Annotated in this window: 20 protein-coding genes and 2 riboswitches; of the genes, 9 read left to right on the top strand and 11 right to left on the bottom strand. The window is 71.6% G+C overall.

Annotated elements, in window-relative coordinates:
• The first annotated feature begins 63 nt into the window (after positions 1-63).
• Positions 64-2736 carry a bifunctional acetaldehyde-CoA/alcohol dehydrogenase gene (gene adhE, locus ACFHVL_RS08955; RefSeq protein WP_416626897.1) on the top strand — a complete coding sequence of 891 codons (2673 nt, stop codon included), beginning with the start codon at positions 64-66 and terminating at the stop codon, positions 2734-2736.
• A gap of 81 nt (positions 2737-2817) precedes the next feature.
• On the opposite strand, the gene ACFHVL_RS08950 is transcribed toward adhE, so the two are convergent.
• The 4 genes from ACFHVL_RS08950 to ACFHVL_RS08935 form a co-directional block, all read right to left on the bottom strand.
• Positions 2818-3099: a hypothetical protein gene (locus tag ACFHVL_RS08950; RefSeq protein ID WP_416626895.1), complete on the bottom strand. Its 282-nt coding sequence runs from the start codon at positions 3097-3099 to the stop codon at positions 2818-2820.
• Positions 3100-3587: 488 nt separating this feature from the next.
• Positions 3588-3911 (bottom strand): hypothetical protein, encoded by a 324-nt coding sequence (locus tag ACFHVL_RS08945; RefSeq protein WP_416626968.1) that lies wholly within the window; start codon positions 3909-3911, stop codon positions 3588-3590.
• Positions 3912-3958: 47 nt separating this feature from the next.
• The gene (locus ACFHVL_RS08940; protein ID WP_416626894.1) at positions 3959-4717 is read right to left on the bottom strand and encodes a CbtA family protein; all 759 of its coding nucleotides are present in this window, start codon (positions 4715-4717) and stop codon (positions 3959-3961) included.
• A 14-nt stretch (positions 4718-4731) separates the two neighbouring features.
• On the bottom strand, positions 4732-4938 hold the full coding sequence (locus ACFHVL_RS08935; RefSeq protein WP_416626892.1) for a CbtB domain-containing protein: 207 nt from the start codon (positions 4936-4938) through the stop codon (positions 4732-4734).
• 31 nt (positions 4939-4969) lie between these two features.
• Positions 4970-5148, bottom strand: a riboswitch (cobalamin riboswitch).
• 112 nt (positions 5149-5260) lie between these two features.
• A riboswitch (cobalamin riboswitch) is annotated at positions 5261-5389 on the top strand.
• A gap of 80 nt (positions 5390-5469) precedes the next feature.
• On the opposite strand from ACFHVL_RS08935, the gene ACFHVL_RS08930 reads away from it, so the two are divergent.
• The 4 genes from ACFHVL_RS08930 to ACFHVL_RS08915 are packed head-to-tail and all read left to right on the top strand — an operon-like array spanning position 5470 to position 9742.
• Positions 5470-7479 carry a VWA domain-containing protein gene (locus ACFHVL_RS08930; protein ID WP_416626891.1) on the top strand — a complete coding sequence of 670 codons (2010 nt, stop codon included), beginning with the start codon at positions 5470-5472 and terminating at the stop codon, positions 7477-7479.
• Positions 7479-8081 (top strand): cob(I)yrinic acid a,c-diamide adenosyltransferase, encoded by a 603-nt coding sequence (gene cobO / locus ACFHVL_RS08925; protein WP_416626889.1) that lies wholly within the window; start codon positions 7479-7481, stop codon positions 8079-8081. The genes ACFHVL_RS08930 and cobO overlap by 1 nt, the downstream gene beginning before the upstream one ends.
• The gene (locus tag ACFHVL_RS08920; protein WP_416626887.1) at positions 8075-9496 is read left to right on the top strand and encodes a cobyrinate a,c-diamide synthase; all 1422 of its coding nucleotides are present in this window, start codon (positions 8075-8077) and stop codon (positions 9494-9496) included. The genes cobO and ACFHVL_RS08920 overlap by 7 nt, the downstream gene beginning before the upstream one ends.
• An 18-nt stretch (positions 9497-9514) precedes the next feature.
• Positions 9515-9742, top strand: a complete 228-nt coding sequence (locus ACFHVL_RS08915) for a DUF2277 family protein (protein WP_416626885.1) — start codon at positions 9515-9517, stop codon at positions 9740-9742.
• 446 nt (positions 9743-10188) lie between these two features.
• Here ACFHVL_RS08915 and ACFHVL_RS08910 read toward each other — a convergent pair whose 3' ends face one another.
• Positions 10189-10977: a DUF2306 domain-containing protein gene (locus ACFHVL_RS08910; RefSeq protein ID WP_416626883.1), complete on the bottom strand. Its 789-nt coding sequence runs from the start codon at positions 10975-10977 to the stop codon at positions 10189-10191.
• A gap of 131 nt (positions 10978-11108) precedes the next feature.
• Between ACFHVL_RS08910 and ACFHVL_RS08905 the strand changes: the two genes are divergently transcribed.
• The 3 genes from ACFHVL_RS08905 (at position 11109) to ACFHVL_RS08895 (ending at position 14197) form a co-directional block, all read left to right on the top strand.
• A complete protein-coding gene (locus ACFHVL_RS08905; protein ID WP_416626881.1) occupies positions 11109-12263 on the top strand; it encodes a sensor histidine kinase in 1155 nt (384 codons plus the stop codon).
• Between the two features lie 7 nt (positions 12264-12270).
• Positions 12271-12963 carry a response regulator transcription factor gene (locus ACFHVL_RS08900; RefSeq protein WP_416626879.1) on the top strand — a complete coding sequence of 231 codons (693 nt, stop codon included), beginning with the start codon at positions 12271-12273 and terminating at the stop codon, positions 12961-12963.
• A 184-nt stretch (positions 12964-13147) separates the two neighbouring features.
• Positions 13148-14197: a hypothetical protein gene (locus ACFHVL_RS08895; RefSeq protein WP_416626877.1), complete on the top strand. Its 1050-nt coding sequence runs from the start codon at positions 13148-13150 to the stop codon at positions 14195-14197.
• Between the two features lie 100 nt (positions 14198-14297).
• On the opposite strand, the gene ACFHVL_RS08890 is transcribed toward ACFHVL_RS08895, so the two are convergent.
• The 3 genes from ACFHVL_RS08890 to ACFHVL_RS08880 all read right to left on the bottom strand — a co-directional run bounded on the left by ACFHVL_RS08890 (position 14298) and on the right by ACFHVL_RS08880 (position 17477).
• On the bottom strand, positions 14298-14738 hold the full coding sequence (locus tag ACFHVL_RS08890) for a hypothetical protein (RefSeq protein ID WP_416626875.1): 441 nt from the start codon (positions 14736-14738) through the stop codon (positions 14298-14300).
• A gap of 331 nt (positions 14739-15069) precedes the next feature.
• Positions 15070-15528 (bottom strand): GNAT family N-acetyltransferase, encoded by a 459-nt coding sequence (locus ACFHVL_RS08885; protein ID WP_416626874.1) that lies wholly within the window; start codon positions 15526-15528, stop codon positions 15070-15072.
• A 41-nt stretch (positions 15529-15569) separates the two neighbouring features.
• A complete protein-coding gene (locus ACFHVL_RS08880; protein WP_416626872.1) occupies positions 15570-17477 on the bottom strand; it encodes a family 10 glycosylhydrolase in 1908 nt (635 codons plus the stop codon).
• 449 nt (positions 17478-17926) lie between these two features.
• On the opposite strand from ACFHVL_RS08880, the gene ACFHVL_RS08875 reads away from it, so the two are divergent.
• Positions 17927-18547 (top strand): DUF4352 domain-containing protein, encoded by a 621-nt coding sequence (locus tag ACFHVL_RS08875; protein ID WP_416626870.1) that lies wholly within the window; start codon positions 17927-17929, stop codon positions 18545-18547.
• 65 nt (positions 18548-18612) lie between these two features.
• Here the strand turns inward: ACFHVL_RS08875 and ACFHVL_RS08870 are convergent, their stop codons facing one another.
• The 3 genes from ACFHVL_RS08870 to ACFHVL_RS08860 form a co-directional block, all read right to left on the bottom strand.
• On the bottom strand, positions 18613-19266 hold the full coding sequence (locus ACFHVL_RS08870) for a DUF305 domain-containing protein (RefSeq protein ID WP_416626868.1): 654 nt from the start codon (positions 19264-19266) through the stop codon (positions 18613-18615).
• Between the two features lie 47 nt (positions 19267-19313).
• Complete coding sequence (locus ACFHVL_RS08865) at positions 19314-20066, bottom strand: lytic polysaccharide monooxygenase (protein WP_416626867.1); 753 nt, start codon at positions 20064-20066, stop codon at positions 19314-19316.
• A 146-nt stretch (positions 20067-20212) separates the two neighbouring features.
• A complete protein-coding gene (locus ACFHVL_RS08860) occupies positions 20213-21175 on the bottom strand; it encodes a pirin family protein (protein WP_416626866.1) in 963 nt (320 codons plus the stop codon).
• Between the last annotated feature and the right edge of the window lie 38 nt (positions 21176-21213).

Genomic DNA, 21213 nt, shown 5'->3' with positions numbered 1-21213 from the left:
AGACGATGAGGTCGAGCACCGGTGGCAGGGTGCCACCGGTGCCGACCGAACGAGGTGATCCGCATGACCGCAGCCGTCCAGGTGCCCCTGAATGCGACCGCGTCGACTCAGCCGACCGAGCCGACCGAGCCGCAGGTCGCGATCGACGATCTCGTGTCCGCCGCTGCCAAGGCGCTCGACGACTACGCCGAGTTCGACCAGGATCGGGTCGACACCATCGTCGGCAAGGCTTCGGTCGCCGCCCTCGGACGGCACAGCGACCTGGCCCGGTTGGCGGTGCAGGAGACCGGCCGTGGCGTCTTCGAGGACAAAGCGGTGAAGAACATCTTCGCCTGCGAGCACGTGACCCACAGCATGGCCACGTTGAAGACGGTCGGCGTGGTCGGCCGGGACGACATCAGTGGCATCGTCGAGATCGCCGAGCCGGTCGGGGTCATCTGCGGCATCACGCCGGTCACCAACCCCACCTCGACCACCATCTTCAAGGCGCTGCTGGCGCTGAAGACCCGCAACCCGATCATTTTCGCCTTCCACCCGGCCGCGCAGCGATGCAGCGCCGAAGCCGCCCGGGTGGTACGGGACGCGGCGGTCGCCGCTGGTGCTCCCGGGCACTGCATCCAGTGGATCGAGCACCCGTCGCTCGAGGCCACCGGCGCGCTGATGCGCCACGACGGCGTTGCGTTGATCCTCGCCACCGGCGGCAACGGAATGGTCCGGGCGGCGTACTCGGCCGGTAAGCCGGCGCTCGGGGTCGGTGCCGGCAATGTCCCCGTCTACCTGGAGCGGACCGCCAACCTGCCGCGCGCCGTCAACGACGTCGTGCTGTCGAAGGCGTTCGACAACGGCATGGTGTGTGCCTCCGAACAGGCGGTCGTCATCGACGACGCGATCTACGCCCCCGCGCTGGCCGAGTTCGCAAAGCTGCACGCGCACCGGGCCACCGTGCAGCAGAAGCAGCAGCTGGAGCAGTTGTTGTTCGGCGCCGTCGCCGGGTCGGCGGGCTGTGCCCAGGCCAAGCTAAACCCGGCGGTCGTCGGCCAGTCGCCGGCATGGATCGCCGCGCAGGCCGGCTTCACCGTGCCCGCCGACACGTCGATCATCCTGGTCGAAGTCGACGAGGTCGGCCCGGCCGAGCCACTGACCAGGGAGAAGCTTTGTCCGGTGCTGGCGGTGCTGCGGGCCGACGACACCGCCGCCGGCATCCGGTACGCCGAGCAGATGGTCGAGTTCCACGGGCTCGGCCACAGCGCGGTCATCCATACCAGCGACGCCGCGCTCACCGAGGAGTTTGGCCGGCGAGTCAAGGCGGTGCGAATCATCTGGAACGCGCCGGCGTCGCAGGGCGCGATCGGCGACATGTACAACGCGATCGCGCCGTCGCTGACGTTGGGCTGTGGCAGCTACGGCCGCAACTCGGTGTCGAACAACGTGACCGCCGTCAACCTGCTCAACATCAAGCGGGTGGCGCGGCGGACCAACAACCTGCAGTGGTTCAAGGTCCCGCCGAAGATCTACTTCGAGCCGCACGCGATCCGCTACCTGGCCGACATGCCGGACGTGCACCGGGTCACCGTGGTCACCGACGCGACGATGACCCGGCTCGGGTTCGTCGACCGGGTGCTGACCGTGCTGCAGGGCCGGGCGCAACGGGTGGCGCTGCAGATCATCGACACCGTCGAGCCGGAACCGAGCATCCGTACTGTCGACGCCGGGGCCGAGCAGATGCGCCACTTCCGGCCGGACACCATCATCGCCCTCGGCGGCGGGTCGGTGATGGACGCGGCGAAGGTGATGTGGCTGCGCTACGAACGCCCCGGAGTGGTCTTCGCCGACATGCGGGAGAAGTTCTTCGACATCCGCAAGCGGGCGTTCACCTTCCCGGCACCGGGCGAGCTGGCCAAACTGGTCTGCATCCCGACCACGTCGGGTACCGGTGCCGAGGTCACCCCGTTCGCGGTGATCACCGACACGGCGACCGGCAAGAAGTATCCGCTGGCCGACTACGCGCTCACCCCGAACGTGGCGATCATCGACCCGGTGCTCGCCGCCGACCTGCCGGCCGTGGTCACCGCCGACAGTGGTTTCGACGCGCTGACCCACGCCACCGAGTCGTACGTGTCGGTGTACGCCAACGACTACACCGACGGGCTCGCCCTGCAGGCGATCCGGTTGATCTTCGCCTACCTGGAGCGGGCGGTGCGCGACGGTGCCGCCGACCCCGAGGCCCGGGAGAGGATGCACAACGCCGGAACCATCGCCGGGATGGCGTTCGGCAACGCCTTCCTCGGCATCGTGCACGCCATGTCGCACACCCTCGGGGCGTCGTTCCACATCGCCCACGGCCGGACCAACGCGATCCTGATGCCGCATGTCATCCGGTACAACGGGGCCCGGCCGGGCAAGCTGTCCGGCTGGCCGAAGTACGAGCACTACCGGGCGCCGGAACGCTTCCAGGAGATTGCCCAGCTGCTCGGCCTGCCGGCGGCCACCCCCGAGCAGGGCGTCGAGTCGTACGCCGCAGCCGTCGAACGGCTGCGTGACGCCGTCGGCATCGAGCCGTCGTTCCAGGCCGTCGGGGTCGACGAGGTGTCGTTCCTGGCCAGCCTGCCGCAACAGGCGATGAACGCGTACGAGGACCAGTGCGCGCCGGCCAACCCACGGATGCCGATGCTCGACGACATGCAGGAGATCATGCGAACCTCCTACTACGGTGCCGACGCGGTGCCGGACCAGTGAGCCGGCAAGGACACCCGGCTGCGGTGCCGCTGACAAGGGACCGGTTCGCCTCCCGTCGAGGGGGGCGGGCGGTCCCGGCGTTCAGATCGTGATACTGACACAATTGCCGCAGGTCGGGCTGCCGCCCTCCGGCTGCTCGAGGCTGTGCCGAGCGTTCCTGGACACGCGTGGATCGTCTACCGGGATCTCTTCCGCAGAGATCACCCCGTCAGCGGTGACGACCATCAGGAAACTGGCCATCCGTTCGCTGAGGGTCCTGATGATACAGACGGCGCTGCCGGCGACCGCCGGCCTGACGCGTACGCGGATCTGCGCCGGTCCGTCACGCTGATACGGCTTCAAATGAGAGTTGAGTACGTACACGGGTTCTCCGGCGGCGCGGTATCCCACGACGCCGAACCGATACCCTTCGTCGTAGCCTGCGCACGACGACGCTGCACCTGCGAGTATCAACCCGAGGTGCGGGTCCGTGTCGACGTTGTTCAGGTGGGCTGTCGCGCATGACGGGTAGAGCCACGGGGTGTGGGGCACGACGGGCCCAGTTGTCGTGCTGACCTGGGCGAGTTTGGCGTCCTCCTCGTTCGGGTGGTTCAGGGCGGTGGCGCTTTGCCACGGCGGCGGTGAGGTGCCGGTCGCGCCGAGCAGGATTGCCAGCTGGAACCGGGCTTCCGCGCCGGGTGCGCATTGGGTACGCCACTGTGCGCAAGCTCAGCCGAAGCTCCTCGGCGGCTGTCGTAGTGGGACGGACCGATCCCGGGGGTGAACTTCGCCTGACCGGCACCTTCCGGATGATTTTCGGCACCGGCGGCGCGCGAGGGCCCCAAGTGCCCAGCCCTGTGGCTGGCCGGAGGCTACTTCCAGCGCGGCGCGGGAAACCGGTGCGGCCCGAGCCGGCCCGGCAAGGCCCGGTGGCCCGGACCGCCGGCGGTGGCCCACTCGGCGACCGCTGACAGGGTCGCGTCGTCGAGGATGTCGCCCAACCACACCGGCCGGGCACCGAGCCGCCGGGCCAGCGGTGTCGGCTGCACCACGACCACGTTGGACCGCTCGCAGGCGTTCAGACAGTCGGCCACCTGCACCGGGACCGCAGAACGCAGCAGCGCGAGCTGCCGGTCATGGTCGATGTCGGGATGCTTGCGTACGGTGCCGCAGCAGCAGCCCCGGCACACCGTCACCCGGGCGGTCTGCCCGAGAGCCGGCTCCGGCGCGGTGGCGCCGGCGGTCACGCCGTGTCGGCGAGTACGGGCCGTCGACCGGCGACCTTCGCCGGGGTGAGCAGTAGGCCGAACACCACGCCGAGGACCGTCCACATCGTCGCCAGCTGGGCCAGTGAGGCCAGTCGGAACTCCCACAGCAGCACCGCCGGGATGTCCGCCGGCACCTCGACGGCCGTCGCCGGCCACAGGGCCAGTAGCAGGGCGTACCCGATGATCGCGACGGCCGTCGCGACCACCGCCCGCAGCGGCTCCGGCCGGGACCAACCGGCCAGCCGACGGTGCACCAGCACCGCCAGCCAGCTGAGTGCCGCCGCCGCGATGATGAACGACAGGTACTGCCCGGTCCGTTGGTTGACCGTTGCCGGGTCGCCGACACCCGGCGGGTTGGCGGGGAACCGGATCGCCGGCAGCAACGCCACCACGACGAAGCCGAGTCCGGCGAGCAGACCGGCCCGGCGGAAGTCGTCGCGGCCGGGCAGCAGGTGCCGGGTCGAGGCGAAGACCACCGCGACGATCGACGCCAGGCACAGTGCGACCGCGACCGTCGCGACCAGCCCACCGAAGACCTGCATGACGCGGCTGACCAACTCGCCGTCGTGACTGTGCCCGCTGGCCCCGCCGGCCGCCCGGCTCTCCTCGACGACCAGCGCCGATTCGATCTGCGGCTCGACGATCAGCAGGGCCGCCACCGAGCCGGCCACCCCGGCGGCCAGCCCGGCCGCCAGGCCACGGCGCAGCACGGTGCCGAACGAAAGGGTGCGCATCGTCGCCGCCGTGCTCAGTGGCACGGTACGCCGAGCGCGTGCCGGCCGTCGTGAGTGAACTCGTGCACGAACTCGGCGGCACCTGCCAGGACGAGTCCGTTGTCCTGTGCGACCAGGTAGATGACGACCGCCGCCACCGCGGCGAGCAGCCAGCCGGCCAGCGGTACGCGGATGGTGGGGGTGGTGCTGGCGGCGTCGCCGCCGACCGAAGATGCAGACATGCCAGGGAATCCTCTCGTCCATGCCTCGTGGCGATGCGGTGCGTGCCACGGCCGGTCTCCTGGCTCCCGGATCGTCGCGATCGTCCCGCCTTCCCAAGCCGCCGTGTGGCGGCCCAGTGGCGTGGTGGAACGGACACTCCCCGGTCACAGTGGCGAGGACCACGCCGGAATTACACCGGCTTCCCGAGCACCGTGGCGTCCGCAGCGTACCGCCGAATCACCGGGCCGGACAATGGCCACCGCCGGGACCAGCAGCGGGACCGGCGCCACATTGACGGTCGAGGCGCCGGTGGGGGAGCATGGCCGGTACGAGCGGTGCGCGGAGGAACCCGGTGCGAATCCGGGGCGGTCCCGCCACTGTGACCGGGGAGGCACGTCCCCTTGAGACAGCCACCGTCGCGACGCGGCGGGAAGGCTGGGACGTGGCGACGATCCGGCAGCCAGGAGACTCCGGCCGCTCACAGGTTCACCGGCACGCGGGCGTGGATACCCGCGGGAGGGATTCACCATGCACCGCTGTCGGCACGCCCGATGAGGCCGTATCCGTTCACCGCCGTGGTCGGCCTGCCCGACCTGCGGCAGGCCCTGCTGCTCGCGGCGGTGCATCCCGGCATCGGCGGGGTGCTGATCCGTGGCGAGAAGGGCACCGCCAAGTCGACGATCGTCCGGGCGCTGGCCGGGCTGCTGCCCGAGGTCGACAAGGTGGTCGGCTGCCGGTTCGCCTGCGACCCGGCCGCACCCGATCCGGGCTGCCCAGACGGGCCGCACACCGCGCCGGCGGCCGGACGTCGGCACCCGGCCACCCTGGTCGAGTTGCCGGTCGGGGCCACCGAGGACCGGGTGGTCGGCACCTTGGACATCCAGCGGGTGCTCAGCGCCGGGGTCAAGGCGTACGAGCCGGGGTTGCTCGCCGCCGCCCACCGGGGTCTGCTCTACGTCGACGAGGTCAACCTGCTGCCGGACCATCTGGTGGATCTGCTGCTGGACGCCGCGGCGATGGGGCGGGCGCACGTCGAGCGCGACGGGGTGTCGGTCAACCACGCGGCCCGGTTCCTGCTGGTCGGCACGATGAACCCGGAGGAAGGGGAGCCGCGGCCGCAACTGTTGGACCGCTTCGGGCTGGTCGTGTCGGTGACCGCGCCGACGCAGGTGAGTGACCGGGCCGAGGTGGTGCGTCGGCGGCTGGCGTACGAGGCCGACCCGGCGGCGTTCGCGGCGACCTGGCGGGCGGCCGACGACCGGTTGGCGCACCGGGTACGTAGTGCGCGGGCGGCGTTGCCGCAGGTCACCTTGCCCGACGCCGAGATCAACCGGATTGCCCGGATCTGTCTGGCGTACCAGGTGGACGGGTTGCGCGCGGACATCGTGATGGCCCGGGCATCCATCGCGTTGGCCGCCTGGCGTGGACTCGCCGCCGTGACCGCTGCCGAGGTACGCGACGCCGCGCGGCTGGCGCTGCCGCACCGCCGCCGTCGGGATCCCCTCGATCCGCCCGGGACGGACGAACAACGCCTCGACGAGGTGCTGCGCGACGAGGGCGGCGACGACCCCGACCCCGACCCTGGTCCGCCGTCGCCACCGGACCCGTCGCCCCCACCGGACCCGTCGCCGGCTGACGCACCGGTGTCGTCGCCGGCTGCCGGATCTGGAGACGACGCCGGTCCTTCCGGTGACGTTGGACCTCCCGACAGCGCCGGATCACCCGTGACCGACGGAGGCTCCGAGGCTGACCCGTCGGGCGGAGCGCAGGCCGGCGGTCCGCCGCCGGTAGCGGCCGGGCCGGCGTACCGGCCGCAGCGGTTGCGGCTGCCCGGCCTCGGCAAGGGCGGCACCCCCGGCCGGCGGTCGGCGGCCCGCGCGGACCGGGGCCGGGTGGTCGGCGCCGACCACCCGCGTGGTCGACTGTCCGGTGTGCATCTGCCGGCGACCCTGCTCGCCGCCGTGGCCCGTGGCTCCCGTGGCATCACCTCCGCCGACCTGCGCGAAGCCCGCTACGTCGGGCAGGAGGCCAACCTGATCCTGTTCGTGGTCGATGCCTCCGGGTCGATGGCCGCCCGGCAGCGGATGGCGGTGGTCAAGACCGCTGTGCTGTCCCTGCTGCGTGACGCCTACCATCGGCGGGACCGCATCGGCATGGTCACGTTCCGGGGTGCCGGTGCCGAGGTGGTGCTGCCACCGACCAGCAGCCACCAGGTCGGAGTCGCCAAGCTGACGCAGTTGCGCACCGGGGGGCGTACCCCGATCGCAGCCGGTCTGCGCGCCACGGCCGCCGTCATCGACGCGGAACGCCGCCGCGACCCGCGGCGGCGGCCACTGGTCCTGCTGGTCACCGACGGCCGGGCCACCAGCGGACCGGACCCGGTGACCCTCGCACCGCTGTTCGCCGGCACCACCATGGTGGTGCTCGACTGCGAGTCCGGCCCGGTCCGGCTCGGACTCGGCCGTCGGCTCGCCAGTGGATTCGCCGCTGAGTGGCTTCCGCTGGCGGCACTGGCCGCCGGGTCAGCCGACCCCGACCGGACCGTACGGAGGGCAGCCTGATGCCGCAGGGCAAGCCGGAGTATGTGCCCGACGACGGGCTGACCACCCGGGCGCGGCGCCGCCAGCCGGTGCTCGCGGTACACACCGGGGCAGGCAAGGGCAAATCGACGGCCGCCTTCGGGATGGCGCTGCGTGCCTGGTCGGCCGGCTGGCCGGTCGTCGTCTACCAGTTCGTCAAGTCTCCGAAGTGGAAGGTCGGCGAGGAGGCCGCGCTGCGCGCCCTCGGCGATTGCGCCAAGGGCGCGCCGGTGACCTGGCACAAGATGGGGGAGGGCTGGTCCTGGATCCAGCGTCCCGGCACCGAGCGCGACCATGCCGCAGAGGCCGCCGAGGGCTGGGCGCAGATCCGCCGTGACCTCGCGGCGCAGGCGTACCGCTTCTACGTGTTGGACGAATTCACCTACCCGATCAAGTGGGGCTGGGTCGATGTCGCCGAGGTGGTGTCGGTGCTGCGGGACCGGCCCGGCAGCCAGCACGTGGTGATCACCGGCCGCGACGCCGCCAGCGAGCTGGTCGAGCTGGCGGATCTGGTTACCGAGATGACGAAGGTCAAGCATCCGATGGACGCCGGACGCAAGGGCCAGCAGGGCATCGAGTGGTAGCGGTGCCCCGGGTGGTGATCGCGGCTGCCGGCTCCGGTCACGGCAAGACCACCGTCGCGACCGGGCTGCTCGCCGCGTACGCCGCCCGAGGGGTGCGGGTCGCCGGCTTCAAGGTCGGCCCGGACTACATCGACCCCGGCTACCACACGCTCGCCGCAGGTCGGCCCGGCCGCAACCTGGACCCGGTGCTGGTCGGCGAGGACCTGATCGGCCCGCTGTTCGCCCACGGGGCGGCTGGCGCGCAGCTCGCCGTCGTCGAGGGCGTCATGGGGCTCTACGACGGCCGGGTCGGCGCCGGTGACTTCGGCTCCACCGCGCACGTCGCCGCCCTGCTGGCCGCGCCGGTGTTGCTGGTCGTCGACGCCTCCGGGCAGAGTCGGTCGGTCGCCGCTCTGGTCCACGGCTTCCGGTCGTTCGGGCAGGTCCGGATCGCCGGGGTGATCCTCAACCGGGTCGGCTCGGATCGGCACGAGCAGGTGTTGCGCGACGCGTGCGAGGAGGTCGGTGCCCCGGTGCTCGGCGTGCTGCGCCGACATCGGTCGGTCGACACACCGTCGCGGCACCTCGGGCTGGTACCGGCGGTGGAGCGGGTGGCGGCGGCGACCGCGTCGGTGGGCTCGCTGGCGGAGCTGGTCGCCGCGTCGGTCGACCTGGCGGCGGTGGCTGCGGTGGCGGCCAGCGCCCCGGAACTGACGGCGACCCCCTGGTCGGCGCCGGCGGCGACCGCCGACGCGCAGTGCTCCGATGCGTTCCCCGACGGGCGGTCCGAGGCGGTCGTCGGCCGGCCGGTGGTGGCGGTGGCCGGCGGTCCGGCGTTCAGCTTCGGCTACCCGGAGACCGTCGAGCTGCTCGCCGCCGCCGGGGCCGACGTCCACCAGGTCGATCCGGTGCGCGACGAGCGGCTGCCCGCCGGCACCGCCGGGTTGGTCGTCGGCGGCGGCTTCCCCGAGGTGTACGCCGCCGAACTGGCCGCCAACGTCGGACTGCGAGAGCAGGTCGCGGCACTGGCGGCCACTGGTGCTCCGGTGATCGCCGAGTGCGCCGGTCTGTTGTGGCTGTGCCGGACCCTCGACGGGGCGCCGATGTGCGGGGTTCTACCGGCTGACGCGGGGATGGCACCCCGGCTGACGCTCGGCTACCGGGACGCGGTGGCGTTGACCGACAGCGCGGTGATGCCGGCAGGGGCCCGCCTGACCGGACACGAGTTCCACCGGACCGAGGTGACCCCGCGCGCCGGTGCGGCACCGGCCTGGGGCTGGCATGGCGCGGCCCCGGAGGGTTTCGTCGCCAACGGGGTTCACGCGTCGTATCTGCACCTGCACTGGGCGGCGCGGCCGGAGATGGCCACCGGGCTGGTGTCAGCCGCCCGTCGGAGGGTTGGCCGACCGGATGCAGACCCCCTCGGGACCGGCTGATGGGGCAGGATGGAGCGTATGTGCCGAAGCATCAAGACGCTCCGTGAGCCGTACGCCACCGATGTGACCGACGCCGACATCGAGGCCGCCGCCCTGCAGTACGTTCGCAAGATCTCCGGGTTCCGGGCGCCTGCGGCACACAACGCCGCGGCGTTCGACGCCGCGGTGGCCGCCGTCGCCGCCGCCAGCCGCGAACTGCTGGAGAGCCTGGTGGTTCGTGCTTCGGCGGCCCGTTCCAGCGACTGACCGGGCCGCCGCCGAGGGCGTCGTCGCGGCGCGTGCCGAGAATCCGGCGGCTCCGCCGTCGACACGGTCCGACCGCTTCACCGGCTCACCCGAGAGAACTATGAAGGTTCTGAATGAAGACTTGAGGCAACGGGTAGATCCACGCGTCGTCCGTACCCGTACGGATCGGTAGCTGCAGCTGGGCAGCGGCAACCGAAGGAGTGGTGCATGTACGGGCGGGACATCAGCGGTGGCCGGTGGCGCAAGGTGCTCCTCGGGGTGGTGGTGGCGGCCCTGCTCGGCACCGGACTGGCGGTCGGCACCGGGCTGGGCAACGCCGGCGAGAACTGTGATGGCCTGGACGCGGCGCTGCGCAACAACCTCACCTTCATCGCCGAGCAGTGGGCCAATCCGGATGCGCTGTCCAACGACCGGATCGCCAACCGGCAGGCCGTGGTCGACCTGATTCAGCAGCGTCGGGCGACTGCGGGCTGCACCGCCGACGTGGCAGCCGGCGTACCGGCCGCACTGCCGGTGACGCCGGCTGCTCCGTCTCCGTCCGCGCCGCCGCAGGACTGCCGGCCCGGGCCGGCGGCGCCGCGCAGGATGATCCACTCCGCCACCACGATGTTGATCAGCCAGCCGGCCGTCAAGGTGCTGGTCGTTCCCACCGTGGTGACGGGGCCGACCGCGACGATCCAGGCCATCTGGGTGAAGAACTGCGTGCCCGCTCCCATCCCGATCGCGTAACCACGGATCATCCACGACCGGTGCGCGGCGAAATCGCGTCGCCGTACGGAGACGAAGCCGAGGCAGACACACGCTGCCATCGCCACGCTCACCACCACCCGGATGGCGACCAACGCGTCACCGTCGGCCGCCCCGCGCGGCAGGAAAAGGGTCAGCCACAAGCCGGTGAGTGCGGTGAGTAGCCCACAGAGCACCACCAGGCGACCGGCGATGCGGTGCCAGCCCCGGCGACGTCGGCGTAGGCGGGGCGCGAACTGGAACGCGCCGAGGACACTGAAGACGGTGACGCTGACGATGTGCGCCACGAGCGCGACCGGGGCCGACCGCACCCGGTCGCCATCCGGTAGCACCGGCAGACCCCCGACCATCTCGGCCAGTCTGAGGCTGCCGGCTACCACCGGCACGGCGCTGAGCAGCAGCAGCGCGACGGGGATCAGCCAGTTTGCTGCGGGGGACCAGGCAGCGGACTTGCCGCTCGGGGACGGGACCTGTACGTACTCCGACATGGTTCGATCGTCGCGGCGGGCGCGGCGTCGGTCATCGCCGTGCGGGCCGGCGTCGTACCGGCCGATGGGTGGGCCCGGTCGTCGTACTTCAGGCCGGTCCGCCCGCTGGGCGTGCTGCGTCCGATCGTGACGTGGGTGAGCTGCTGCGCTCGGTGTGGGCCGAGCCCCGCGTCGCCGACCCGCCGCCGCGGGGCCGGCGGGACCGGGCACTCGTCGGCGGCGTCGCGGCGATGGCGATCATCGAAGGACTGCTGCGGTCTGACCTGGTGTCACCGACGTTTTCGCTGATCGTCGCGCTGGCGCTGGTTCCGACGTTGTGGTGGCGCCGCAGCAGACCACTGTCGATGGTCGCGATCGCCTTTCCCGTCACCGGCGTAGCCGCGCTGCTGGCCGGCCACGAGCCGGAGCTGCACACTGGGGCCTACCTGTTGATCCTGGCGTTCGCCTTGTTCCGCTGGGGCTCCGGCCGGCAGATGCTGGCCGGATCGTCGATCATCCTCGCCAAGATCTGTCTGTCGGGTGCCGTGGGTCACCTCAGCCCCGCGGACATGGCCGGCGGGGCCGTGGTGGTGTTCGGGGCCGCCGCCCTCGCGGTCGCCCTGCGGTACCGCGCGACGCTCTGGGTCCGTGGGCTCGAACAGGCCAAGCTGCGGGAACGGGAACGGCTCGCCCGTGACCTGCACGACACCGTGGCGCACCACGTCTCGGCGATGGTGATCCGGGCCCAGGCCGGTATCGCGGTGGCGCCGACCCGACCGGAGGCGGCGGTCGACGCGCTGCAGGTGATCGAGGCCGAGGCGACCCGCGCCCTGGCCGAGATGCGCCTGATGGTGCACGGCCTGCGTCACCGCACCTCGACCGACCAGTTGGAGCCGGTGGATCTGGCGCCCAGCCCGGGCATCGCCGACGTCGCGCAGCTGGCGAGTCGGGCACAGCCCGGCCCGGTGGTCGACGTCGAGCTGCTCGGCGACATCCAGGATATCCCGGCGACGGTCGCTACCGCCGTCTTCCGGCTCGCCCAGGAGTCGGTCACCAACGCACGACGGCACGCCCGGCACGCGACCCGCGTCGAGGTACGCGTCGTCGCCGACGCCACGTCGGTGCGACTACGGGTCAGTGACGACGGCGACACCAGCTCGATCCGGTCCACCGCGCCCGGCGGGTTCGGCATCGTCGGGATGACGGAGCGGGCGGCGCTGCTCGGCGGGACCTGTGCGGCTGGTGCCGAGCCGGGTCAGGGCTGGACCGTGGCGGTGGCGTTGCCCCGGCACGCACCGACCGGATAATCCGGGCATGGCCATCCGCGTTGTCGTCGCAGACGACCAGGAAATCGTGCGAACCGGGTTGAGGATGATCCTCGACGCCCAGCCCGGCATCGAGGTCGTCGGTGAGGCGGCCGACGGCCGTCGTGCGGTCGAGCTCGCCGGGCGGCTACGCCCCGACGTGTGTCTGTTCGACATCCGGATGCCCGATGTGGACGGCATCGAGGCGACCCGCAGCCTTGCCGGCCCCGGCGTGGCCGATCCGCTCGCCGTGGTGGTCATCACCACCTTCGACCTCGACGAGTACGTCTACGCCGCGCTGCGCGCGGGGGCGCGCGGATTCCTGCTCAAGGACGCGGGGACGGCTCTGCTCACCCAGGCCGTGCGTGCCGCGGCCGCCGGCGACGCGTTGATCGCGCCGGCCGTCACCACCCGGCTGCTCAGAGCGTTCGCGCAGGCCGGACCCGCCACACCGCCACGGCAGCCGATCGACCCGCTGACCGACCGGGAGGAGGAGGTGCTCGTGGCGGTCGCGGCTGGTCGCACCAACACCGAGATCGCCCACGGGCTGTTCATCGGCCTCAGCACGGTCAAGACCCACATCGCGGCGTTGATGGCCAAGCTCGGCGCCCGCAACCGGGTCGAGGTCGCGATGTGGGCGTACGAAACCGGCCGGGTCCGGCCCGGCGGTCGGCCTGGCCCGAGTCCTCGATCTGGCAATTGAGGCCGCAGAGAGAATGGATGCGGGCATCAATTGTCCGGCAGTGGACACCTCTCACCCACCCGATGGGGTCGAGAGCGTCGCGCCGCTGTCACAACAGTGACATTCCACTGTCGATCTACAGTTTTCTCGTTTCTCATGGGTGAGGTTGCGGCAAACGGGCCGCTAACTCATCTGGAGGAAACTCATGCTCGTGAAGAAGAAGACGCTCGCCAGTGCCGTGCTCGCAGCGGCAGTGGCCCTGACGGTGCTCGGCACCGGTGCGGCGCAGGCCGCGCCGGGCGGCGACAAGGAATCCGCCCGCTCGATCAGCGGGCAGGCGGCCAGGACGGTGGCACCGGACCGGGGCACCCACTCCACGGTCACCGCGTCGGCCGTGGCGACGGCGGCCCTTGCCGCCATGCAGCGGCGGATCGCCGACTACGTCGCCATCCATGGCACGAAGTACACGTTCGGTAGCTACCTCGACGGCACCACCGGCGAGATCGTCCTGGAGACGAACGCGCCCACCGAGGTGGTCGCCGCGCTGACCCGGCCGACCGGTGCGATGACCGCGCAGACGGCCAGCGAGGTGCGGGTCCAGCGGAGCGAAATCGCCGACCTCTGGCACCGGCGTGACGACATCCAGCCGTACTGGGGCGGTGGGGGCATCACCCAGACCGCGAACACCGCGTGGTGCTCGGCCGGGTACGCGGTGCAGAACAGTGCCGGCGCCCGTTTCTCGGTCACCGCCGGACACTGCTTCGCCAACGGCGTCAACGTGCTGACCGAGTCGGGCGCGAACCCGTACGGCACCGTCTCCAACCGGCGGTTGCCCACGGTGAGCGGGCACGCCCAGGACATGGAACTGGTCGGCGGCCGCTCCTACTCGGGACGCATCTTCACCGGCGGTGTCACCAGCACCTCCAGCGCCCCGGTCGTCGCGGCCGGCACCGCCTACGTCGGATTCGCCGACTACTGCCACAGCGGCCGCACCACCGGCGAACACTGTGGGCACACCGCGACCAGCATCACCGGGCAGGTGTGCACGTCGACCGGTTGCAAGTCGCCGGTCATCGTCTTCACCGGCGGCACCCAGCCGGCGGGCGGCGACTCAGGCAGCCCGTTCTACGTCAAGGACACCTCCGGCGGCGCCTGGATCCGCGGGAACATCATCGCCGGCAACGGCGTCACCAGCTACGCCGAGCGGTGGCTCGACGTCCAGGCCGCCTACGGGGTCAGCATCGTCACCGGCTGACCGGCGTTCGGTTGATGGCCGGGGCCGGGGCCGGGGCCGGGGCCGGGGCCGGGGCCGGGGACCACCACCCGATCCCGGCCCGGACCCGTCCGGCCACCGCTCAGGTGACCTGGATCGGCCACGGGCCGCCGAAGGAGACCAACGCCGCGCCGTCGTCCGGGGCGACCACCACCCGCGCGTACAGCTCGTACTCGCCCGGCGGAACCGGCCCGCCACCCGGCTCACACGAGATCAGCGTCGCGTCGGCGGGCAGCCGCTCGACCTCGCCGGCGGCGAGATCGAACTGGACGCCCAGCAGGTCCTGTGCCAGCGGGACGCCCACCACCCGGTCGTCCCGGACCAGGAACATCTCGGCCTGCTGGCTGACGACGCCCCGGACATCCCGCTGGCTGGTGACCTCGACGGTGCCGGTGACCATCTGGTCGGTGCCCGACGTCGTATCGGGGAAACGTGCGTCGAGACTGAGCGCCGGGTCGGCCGGCAGACGCAGCGGTTGCCCGCAGCCCAACAGATCGTCGTCGGCGCCGGGCGTCGGGTTCACCGTCACCTCCTCCTCTGGAACCCTTTCGGGATTCCGGGCACCACTCGCGTCGTTGCCGGCGCAAGCAGTGGCGGCGAGCACGAGAAAGAGCGAGACAATCGCTCCGCGAACCACACCTTTTCGTATGTCCTGCATGGCACTCCCTTTAGATCTCCGATCGGCACAATCCATCAGACGGGCCGGCGTCGGCACGGGTTCCCGTGTCTGCCGGCCGGATCTCCATGAATTGGCAGGCGTTGATTGAAGATATGCGAGTCGGGCTCGGAACCAACTCGGTGCGTGGCGGTATCGCGCCCCGCCGCCGCGCTACGCGCCGCAGGCGGCTCGGAACTCAGGCCTGCTTCCAGCGGAGCCAGAGCCGGTCCTGCTGGAAGCCCACCCGATGGTAGAACGGCACCGCCCGCTCGGTGGAGTGGACGGTGACGTGCTCCAGCTCCAACTCCGCCGCCTTGCACAGCACCGCGTCGAGCAGCGCCGCACCGACCCCGCTGTCGCGCAGCTCCGGGACCACGTACACCGACTGCACGTCTCCGCTGTGCCGGACCGGGTGTCCCGGATGGGGCACCCGGTCGGCGACCATCAGCCAGGCCATCCCGATCACCTCGCCGTCGGCCTCGGCGAGGAACGGCAGATGGGTCGCCGCATGGGCGGCGGCCCAGGCCGAGAAGTGCGCGATGAAGTCGGCCCGGTCGGTGCCCGGGTAGCCCCGCTCCTCGGTCTGCCGTCGCCACCGCAGCGCACCCAGGGCGGCGGCGTCGGAAACCGTCGCCGCGCGGACAGTCGCCTGCATCCATGCCTCCGGGTGGGACCTGCGGCGGGTCGGGAGCACCATCAGGGTACGCGGGTGAGGCGCACCGCGTCGGCGATGATGTGGCCGCCGGCCGGTGCCCATCGGCTCACCCCGACCACCGGCCGCCGGCCTGCCGCCAATGGGAAGACGCCCAGTTCCCGCCACCGCCCACCGTCGGCGCGTTGGTCCACCGGCCGGGTGACCAGTCCGGTGGTGGTCTGCACCAGATGCGGTGCGCCCGGGTGGTAGCCGGCTGCCGCCGGATGCCACACCTCGACCCGGTAGTTGCCGGTGGCCGGCACCGTCACGGTGAACCAGGCCGGGTCGCTGACCGGCTGCGCCGTGGTGAACCGGTAGTCGGCGCCGTAGCGTCCGGCCGACCAGCTCGACGTACCCCAGGCGGCGCTGGCGGTGAACCCACCCGGGGTGCCGTTGTCGACGATCACGCTGAACGCGTCGCTGCCGGCGGTCAGCACCCGCGCCGGGCCCGGTGGGCTTTCCCGGTGCTGACGGTCCAGCGCGGTGACCAGATAGGTGTACGCGGACCCCGCCGCCGCCGTGGCGTCGGCGAAGGAGTCACCGGCACCGGTGGCGCGTACCGTCGCCAGCAGGTGTCGGGCGTCGTCGAGCGCCGTCTGGTCGGCCGCGTCGGTGCCGGCGAGTCGGTAGACCGCGTACGCGGTCGGGGTGCTGCCGGGGACGGGCAGCCAGTCCAGACGTACCCCGGTCGGGGTGCGGACCGCGGCGGTGACGGTCGGCGGGGGTGGGACGGTGCCCGGTGCCGGGGTGCCGCCGCGACCGGCCGCCACCGGCGCCAGCGCGGGCCGCGAGTAATGCTCGGCGACCAGCCGGCTGACCGCACCGAGTCGGTCGGCGCGTACGTCCTTGGCGCTGAACTGCAGATCACCGCGAACCTGCGGGTAGGCCCGGTGCAGGTGCAGGTGGCGGCTCAGCTCCGCCGGGTCCTGCCAGGCCGGGTCCTGGCCGGCGGCACCCGCCCGGTAGGTCGACTGCCCGACGATCAACTCCACGGTGGTGCCGGCCACCACCTCGGACCACCAGCGGACCAGTTCGGCGTAGTCGGCCGCCGGGTGTCCGAGGTGCCAGTACAGCTGGGGTGCCACGTAGTCGATCCATTGTTCGCGTACCCAGTGGCGGGTGTCGGCGTGGATCGCGTCGTAGGACTGCAGTCCGGCGGTACGCGACCCGAGCGGGTCGGTGGTGGCGTTGCGCCAGATGCCGAACGGGCTGATGCCGAACCGCACCCACGGCTTGACCGCGCGCAGCCGCCCGCTCATCTGCTCGACGAGACGGTCGACGTTGTGCCGGCGCCACGCCTCGACGCTGCCGAAGCCGGCACCGTACCGCGCGAACGTGGCGTGGTCGGCGAAGGCCTCGCCGGCGACCGGGTACGGGTAGAAGTAGTCGTCCCAGTGGACCGCGTCGATGTCGTAACGGGTGACCGCGTCGAGCATCGCGTCCTGGGCGAAGGACCGCACCGCCGGGATGCCCGGGTCGTAGTAGAGCCGGCCGGCGTACGCGACGACCCAGTCCGGGTTGCGCCGGGCCGGGTGGTCGGCGACCAGCCGTTCAGGGGCGGCGTGGTTGGCGATCCGGTACGGGTTGAACCAGGCGTGCAGCTCCAGATTGCGAGCGTGCGCCTCGGTGACCAGGAAACCGAGCGGGTCGTAGCCGGGGTGGCCGCCCTGCCCGCCGGTGAGCACCGCCGACCACGGCTCGTACGGCGAGGGCCACAGCGCGTCGGCGGCCGGTCGGACCTGCACGACGACGGCATTGCACCGCAGCCGCCGGGCGAGGTCCAGCCAGCCGCGCAGCTCCGCCCGCTGGGCGGCCGGGCTCAGTCCGGGCCGGCTCGGCCAGTCCAGGTTGGCGACCGTCGCGAGCCAGATGCCCCGGAACTGCCGCTTCGGTGGTGATATACCTGACATAAACGAAATGCTTGCTCCTCGTCGAGGTCTCGGGCGATACAGCTTCCGACACTGGCAAGTCAACGACAAACGCTGGGCGTTGGCCGACCGGCTGGCAGTCGTCTCGCCGCCTGGGCTGTCTTGGTAGCCGGCCGTCTGTGCGTCGCGGCTGGTAGAAGAGTGGCGCACCATCATTAGTGGATCGTGATCGAGTCGCCCGGTCCATCCGGGCACGACCGCCGATCGCCGATAGTTAGCCGGTGACGATCCCTGGCCCGTCCCAGTACCCGTCCGGCGGAAATGGAAGCCCTTATCCGGGGCCATACCCGCCGGGTACCCCGCCGACCGGGAGTTACCCGCCAGGGGCGTACCCTCCCGGCGCCGTGCCTTCCTACGGAGTTCCTCCGCAGCCGGGGCCACCGGCACGAGCGAAACTCACGCCGCTCGGGATCGTCGGGATCATCGCCGCGGTGGTCGTCCTTTTCTGCTGCGGTGGCGGCGCACTCATCGGTGCACTCGACGGGTCGGCGGAAGAGACGACGTCGACTGCCCAAGGCAAGTCCGACCCGCAGGTGGAGCCGGCCGCCGAGGGTGTCGTGTCGGGAGATGACAACGGTTCTGCCGCAGACCCTGCCGATGGCGACGAACCTGAGGCCTCCGCCCAGGCCGCCGCAGCGCCTACGCAGGCAGCGGAGCCCGGGATCGGGGACCCCGTCCGGGATGGGAAGTTCGAATTCGTCGTGAACAAGATCGAGTGCGGCAAGGCGGAGGTCGGCAGTGGCTTCCTTACCAAGACTGCACAGGGTCAGTACTGCCTGATCACGATGCGGATCAAGAACATCGGCGATGAGGCCAGGACGTTCCACGACGGCAGCCAGAGCGCATTCGACAAGGATGGCCGGCAGTTTGACGCGGACACCGGGGCCGGGCTCGCGGTCAACCAGGACGCCGAGTCGTTCTTGACCGCCATCAACCCCGGCAACCAGGTGACCGCCGTTGTCGCGTTCGATGTGCCGAAGGGCGTCGACCTTGTCTCCCTGGAGCTGCACGACTCGCTGTTCTCTGGCGGTGTAACCGTCCGGCTGAACTGACTGCGGCCGTTGCCCAGCGGTACCGCCGCCTCCGCCCACCAGCACCGGGCGTCGACGGCTGCTGGTCACTGACCTCGGTCCAGCATCGTGAGCATCTGGCTGATCTGTGCGGTACGGGACCGGTCGATGAGTTCGGCCAGGTCGCGTACCTGCGGGTCGGTGCCGGCGTCGCGGGCCATCCGGGCGAGTTCCACCGCGTTGTGCTGGTGGGCGATGAGGATGTTGAGGAAGGTTCGGTCGAACTCGTCCGCCGGACTGCTGACGAGCAGCGCGATGTCGGCTGCGGTGCTGCCGCGTAGCGCGTCGTGCCCGTCGTGCTCTCCGTGCCAGCCGTGCGCGCCGGACGCGTCGGGCTCCGGCGTGGTCGGCTGGCCCCAGGCCGCCAACCAGCCGGACATGGTGTGCGCCTCGTCTGCCTGGGTCACCTCGATCGCCGCTGCCAGCATCCGTACCTCGGCATCGGTTGACCTGGCGGTGGCCAGTCGGGTGAGTTCGGCTGCGGCAGCGTGCTGGTCGAGCGTCATCTGCAAGAACATCACATCGACGGCGTTGAAGGTGCTCTCCGCTGGTCCGGGGGCCGGCTCGGTAGCGGTCGGCCTGGTGGTAGCGGCGGTGCCGGATGCCGCCGGTGGCGCGGTGACGCAGCCCGCGACGGTGGTGGCGAGGCTGGCGACGAGCAGTGCCGTCGCCGCCCGGCGGGGGATCGGGGACCTGGTCATGGCGGGTGGTGCGCTGGTCTCCGGCGGGGCGCTGGTCCGCCTGCCGGTCAGGCGCGTTCCCACAGAGCCGGCACGTTCGGCGGTTCCCAGCCGGCGAGCGCGGTGTGTGCCTGCCGGCACCGGTAGTTGGCGCCGGCGTAGCTGACGATGGCACCGACCTGGTAGATGGTGCCGGCCGACCAGGTACCACCGGGCTGACCGGGTGGGTTGGTGGTGGGCGGTGCGGTGGTCGGCGGCGGTGGCGAAGTGGGGGTGGGCGGCGGTGGCGAGGTGGGAGTAGGCCCGGGGCCGCCGTCGATCTGGACATCCACACACGAGTAGAACGCCATCGGGGTGTCGGCGATGTTCCAGATGGCCAGAACCTTCTGCCGGCCGGTGCGGTCGCCGAGGCTCACGTTGTGCGCCACGGTGGCGTTGGGCTGGCGGCCGCCGTCGTCGAACACGGCGATCCGGGTGCCGCCGACGAAGTATTCCCAGGTGCTGGTGGCGTGTCGGGCGGTGAGCGTCCAGGTGAAGGTCACCGAGCCGCCGACCGGAGTCGTCGGCCAGTCGACCGTGTCGTCGTTGAGGATGGCGAACTGGCTCAGCCCGCCGTGGCAGTTGCGCTGCCCCTTGGGGCCTTCGACGCTCTGCGGCTCCCATACGATCGGGCCGCAGTTGGCGACCCGGCCCTGGGCGCACATCGCCTGCCGGCTCGGTGGGTGGGCGATGTAGCCGTGCGCGCCCGCCGGGGTGGCGACCAGCAGGGTGGCGAGCACGACACCGGCGGTGAGCAGGGGCAGGGTGATCCGTTGTCGCATGGCGGACTCCGCACGTCGTGGGGGTGGCGGTGGGGAGATGGGCGACCGTCGTATCCACGAAGATAAAGTAAAGATTGTTAACAGTAAAGACTGTCGCCGCACTTCTCGTAGTGGGGCGGCAGAGCGGACGGCGGTCGGCGGTGCGCTCAGGCGACGGTACGGCCGTGCCGGTCACGTGCCTTGATCCGGGTGATCGGCATTTCCGGCGCGGGCAGCGGGGGGTCCGCGCATCCGGTCACGGCGCCGAACCGGCGGCCGGCCGACCAGTCGTCGCGGGCGGCCACGAGCTCCTGGTGGTTGCGGGCCACGAAGTTCCACCACATGACCAGCGGCTCGTCGAACGGTTCGCCGCCCAGCAGGAACAGCCGGGCCGGTCCGGCGGTGTCGACCGTCGTCGTGGACCGGCCCTCGCCCAGGTAGAGCAGCCCGCCCGGTGCCAACTCCACCCCGTCGACCCGGGCTCGGCCCGACATCGCCAGCAGGGCGTACTCGAAGTCGTCGCGCAGTGTCAGCCCGATCGGCCCGGTGCCGTCGACACCGATCTCGACCCCGACGATCGGGCTGGCCATCCGCGCCGGGGACCGGACCGACCCGTACTCGCCGACCACCACGGTGAGTCGGGCGTCACCGGCGGCGACCTGCGGCAGGTCGGCGTGGTGTTCGAAGCGGGGTTCACCGTGCCGGGCCGCCTCCGGCAGCGCCACCCACAGCTGCAGCCCGTGCATCACCGGCGGATGGGCCGGCGGCGACTGCTCCGAGTGGGCGATGCCGTGCCCGGAGGTCATCAGATTGAGCTGCCCCGGCACGATCGACTGCGTACTGCCCAGGCTGTCGCGGTGCAGGATCTCACCCTCGGCCAGCCAGGTGACGGTCTGCAGACCGGTGTGCGGGTGCGGCGGGATCTGCATGCCGGGCCGGTCGGCCACGTCGTCCGGCCCGAAATGGTCGACGAAGCACCAGGCCCCGACCATCCGGCGGGGACGCTGCGGTAGCAGCCGCCGGACCGTCGTGTAGCGGCCCAGCGGCACGTCGTGGCCGGGCAGCAGCACACTCGCCGGCTCGGCGCCCGCCGTCACGGTCCCGCCGTACCAGGTGCTCTCCCGACCCATGACGCCGACTCTACGTCGACCCGGGCCGGCCCGCCCGC

Source organism: Micromonospora sp. LOL_023 (assembly GCF_048060115.1).
Taxonomy (GTDB): Bacteria; Actinomycetota; Actinomycetes; order Mycobacteriales; family Micromonosporaceae; genus Micromonospora_E.
The sequence above is the reverse complement of the archived record's forward strand: the minus strand, read 5'-3'. Positions and strand labels throughout refer to the sequence as shown.